Annotated in this window: 3 protein-coding genes; all 3 read right to left on the bottom strand. The window is 69.0% G+C overall.

Features of this window, described 5'->3' with window-relative positions:
• Window positions 1–32 precede the first annotated feature (32 nt).
• The 3 genes from mmsB to chvE are packed head-to-tail and all read right to left on the bottom strand — an operon-like array spanning window position 33 to window position 3,935.
• Window positions 33–1,256, bottom strand: a complete 1,224-nt coding sequence (gene mmsB, locus HCN52_RS22550) for a multiple monosaccharide ABC transporter permease (protein ID WP_209314862.1) — start codon at window positions 1,254–1,256, stop codon at window positions 33–35.
• Window positions 1,257–1,266: 10 nt separating this feature from the next.
• Window positions 1,267–2,802 carry an ATP-binding cassette domain-containing protein gene (locus HCN52_RS22545; RefSeq protein WP_168090282.1) on the bottom strand — a complete coding sequence of 512 codons (1,536 nt, stop codon included), beginning with the start codon at window positions 2,800–2,802 and terminating at the stop codon, window positions 1,267–1,269.
• Between the two features lie 17 nt (window positions 2,803–2,819).
• On the bottom strand, window positions 2,820–3,935 hold the full coding sequence (chvE, locus tag HCN52_RS22540) for a multiple monosaccharide ABC transporter substrate-binding protein (protein WP_168090280.1): 1,116 nt from the start codon (window positions 3,933–3,935) through the stop codon (window positions 2,820–2,822).
• Window positions 3,936–4,056 lie beyond the last annotated feature (121 nt).

Below are 4,056 nucleotides of genomic sequence, written 5' to 3'. Positions count from 1 at the left end.
GCCCCGGGCTCCGCCGGGGCCGCGCGGGTGTGTCACGAGCCGGCGCGCCGCTTGTTCCAGACGTCGAAGCCGACTGCCGCCAGCAGCACCAGGCCCTTGATCACCTGCTGCACGTCGGTGCCGATGCCGACCAGTGACATGCCGTTGTTGAGCACGCCCAGCACCAAGCCGCCGATGACGGCCCCGAGTACCTTGCCGACGCCGCCGCTCATCGAGGCGCCGCCGATGAAGGCAGCAGCGATGGCCTCCAGTTCGAACATCAGACCCGCCTGGGGCGTCGCCGCGTTCAACCGGGCGGCGTACAGGCAGCCGGCCAGCGCCGCCAGCATGCCCATGATCACGAAGACCGAGAACGTGACCCGCTTGTCCTTCACGCCCGACAGCTTCGCCGCGGCCTTGTTCCCGCCCAGCGCGTAGACGTGCCGCCCGAACACCGAGTGGCGCATGATGTAGCCCAGCGCGATCAGCAGCGCGCAGAGGATCAGCAGCACCAGCGGCACACCGTGGTAGCTGGCCAGCGTCAGTGTGACCGCCACGACCGCGAGCACGATCGCCGAGCACTTCAGCACCCAGAGGTTGAACGGCAGCGGGTCCAGGTCGAACGACAGCTGCCGCCGACGGTCGCGCCACTGCTGGAGCACCAGCACCACCGCGACGACCAGTCCGATCACGAGCGTCGGATTGTGGTACTGCGTGTACGGCCCCGCCTCGGGGATGAACCCCTGGGCCATCTGCTGGAACCCCTGCGGGAACGGGCTGACCGACTGGCCCTCCAGCACGATCTGGGTGGCGCCCCGGAACAGCAGCATGCCCGCGAGGGTGACGATGAAGGACGGAATGCCCACGTAGGCGATCCAGAATCCCTGCCACGCGCCCGCCAGCGCGCCGATGAGCAGCGCCAGGACCAGCGCCACCACCCACGGCACGTCGTGCCGCACCATCATCACCGCGGCGATCGCGCCGACGAACGCGGCCAGCGACCCCACCGACAGGTCGATGTGGCCACAGATGATCACCATCATCATCCCCATCGCCAGGATGAGGATGTAGCTGTTCTGCTGGATCAGGTTGGAGACGTTGTTGGGCAGCAGCAGCGTCCCGCCCGTCCAGATCTGGAAGAGCAGGACGATCGCGGCCAGCGCGATCAGCATGCCGTACTGCCGCATGTTGTTGCGTACGGCGTCACGCAGCACGTCGAGCGAGGAACGCCCGGAGCCCGGCGTGTCGCCGCTCCGCGTCGTGGTCGGAGTCGTCATGTGGGGTGCCTCAGTTCCTGTCCTGGGTCATGTGGCGCATCAGCACTTCCTGGGTGGCGTCCTCGCGGGCGACCTCACCGGTGAGCCGCCCGGCGGCCATGGTGTAGATGCGGTCGCACATGCCGAGCAGCTCGGGCAGCTCCGAGGAGATGAAGAGGACGGCCTTGCCCTGCGCGGCGAGGTCGCGGACGATGCCGTAGATCTCCGCCTTGGCCCCGATGTCGATGCCCCGGCTGGGCTCGTCGAGGATCAGCACCCCGGGATCGGTGTTGATCCACTTGCTGAGGACGACCTTCTGCTGGTTGCCGCCGCTCAGCCGCTCCACCGGCTCCAGCACCGACGACGTTTTGATCCGCATCGACCGCCGGTACCGCTCGCCGAGCCGGCGCTCCTCGTGCTCGTCCACCACCCCGCGCCGCGCCATCGAACTCAGCGAGGTCAGCGAGATGTTGCGGTGGACGGTGTCGATGAGGTTGAGGCCGTACGTCTTGCGGTCCTCGGTGACGTAGGCGATGCCGTGGGCCACCGCCTCGGGGACGGTGCGGGTGCTCACCTCGCGCCCGTCGACCGCGACCGTCCCGCCGTCGTGCACTCCGTAGCTGCGCCCGAACACGCTCATCGCCAGTTCGGTGCGGCCCGCCCCCATCAGCCCGGCCACACCGACGATCTCGCCGTGCCGGACGGACAGCGAGACGTTGTCCACCACCTTCCGCTGCTGGTCGATGGGGTGCCGCACCGTCCACCCGGTGATCTCCAGCGCCGTACGACCGGCGTTCTCGCCCGCGTACGCCACGGGTTCCGGGAAGCGGTGGTCGAGGTCGCGCCCCACCATGCCGCGGATGATGCGGTCCTCCTCGATCCGCGCCGGTGCGCCCGGTTCCGACCGGACCGTCAGCGTCTCCACGCTGCGCCCGTCCCGCAGAATCGTGACCGTGTCGGCGATGCGCCGGATCTCCTCCAGCTTGTGGGAGATCACGATGCAGGCGATGCCCTGGTCCCGCAGGCCACCGATCAGCCGCAGCAGGTGCGCGCTGTCCTCGTCGTTGAGCGCGGCGGTCGGCTCGTCGAGGATCAGCAGCCGCACCTCCTTGGAGAGCGCCTTGGCGATCTCCACCAGCTGCTGCTTGCCGATCCCGATGTCGGCGACCCGGGTCTGCGGTTGCTCCGGCAGGCCGACACGTTCCAGCAGCTCGGTGGCGTGCCGCATGGTGCGGCCCCAGTCGACGAGACCGCGCCGGGCGTGCTCGTTGCCCAGGAAGATGTTCTCCGCCAGCGACAGGTGCGGCACCAGCGCGAGTTCCTGGTGGATGATCACCACCCCGCGCCGTTCGCTCGCCCGGACGTTGCGGAAGGCGACCTCCTCGCCGTCCAGTTCGATCCGGCCCTCCCAGCTACCCGGCGGGTGCACGCCGCTGACCACCTTCATCAGCGTGGACTTGCCGGCGCCGTTCTCCCCGCAGATCGCGTGCACCTCGCCCGGCGCCACGGTCAGGTCGACGCCGTTGAGGGCCCGCACTCCGGAGAACTCCTTGACGATGCCGCGCATCGTCAGCACCGGGGCGGTCACGACAGCTGCTCCGCGGTGTAGTAACCCTCCTCGACCAGCAGGTCGGTGTTGTCGGCGTCGACACTGACCGGATCGAGCAGGTAGGCCGGCACCACCTTCACGCCGTTGTCGTAGTCGGTGGTGTTGTTGTACTCGGGCTCCTCGTCGTTGAGGAGGGCGTCACCCATCCGGACCGCCTGCTCCGCGAGCTTGCGGGTGTCCTTGAAGACGGTCTGCTGCTGGTGGCCGGCGATGATCGACTTGATGGAGGCCAGCTCGGCGTCCTGGCCGGTGACCACCGGGTACGGACGGGCCTCGGTGCCGTAACCCGCGCTCCGCAGCGCGGAGATGATCCCGATGGAGATGCCGTCGTAGGGCGAGAGCACCGCATCGATCGCGGTGGAGCCGTAGTGGCGGCTGATCAGGTCGTCCATCCGCTTCTGGGCGATGCCGCCGTCCCACTGCTGGGTCGTGGCCTGGTTCATCCGCGTCTGGCCGCTGAGGACCTCCAGTCGGCCGTCCTCGAAGTACGGCTCCAGCACGGTCATCGCACCGTCCCAGAAGTACTTGGTGTTGTTGTCGTCGCTGGACCCGGCGAACAACTCGATGGTCCGGGTCTCGCCGTCGTCCTCGTCCTCGAGCCCCAGCGCCTCGACCAGGTAGGTGGCCTGGAGGCGGCCGACGCGCTCGTTGTCGAACGAGGCGTAGGAGTCGACGTTCTCGGTCCCGAGGATCAGCCGGTCGTAGGAGATGACCCGGGTGCCCGCGTCCTTCGCCCGCTGCAGGACGTCGGTCAGCGCGGAGCCGTCGATGGCGGCCACCACCAGCAGTTGGTGCCCCTTGGTGATCATGTTCTCGATCTGGGCGACCTGGTTCTCCACCTTGTTGTCGCCGTACTGGAGGTCGGTCTCGTACCCGGCGGCCTGGAACTGCTCCGCCATGTTGGAGCCGTCCATGATCCAGCGCTCGGAGGCCTTGGTGGGCATCGCCAGCCCCACGGTGGAGCCCTTGCCCGCGTCGGGTACGTAGCGGCTGCCGCCGCGGGCCTCCTGGCCGCAGGCGGCGAGGAGGCCGACGAGCGCTGCCGCGGTGACCACGGCGAGCGTCGGTGAGTAAGGGGTGCGCGTACGCATGACGTCCGTTCCTTTCCGGCGGCCGGGACGTGCCGCGGGTCGCCTGCACCGCGCCGACCACGGCGAGCAGCGTGAGCAGCCGTTCCTCGGTGCAGTCGGGGTGCCCGCCGGTCCTCACGGA

It is taken from the genome of Streptomyces bohaiensis, from assembly GCF_012033785.1.
Classification (GTDB): Bacteria; Actinomycetota; Actinomycetes; order Streptomycetales; family Streptomycetaceae; genus Streptomyces; species Streptomyces bohaiensis.
This window is presented reverse-complemented; position numbering and strand designations above follow the sequence as displayed.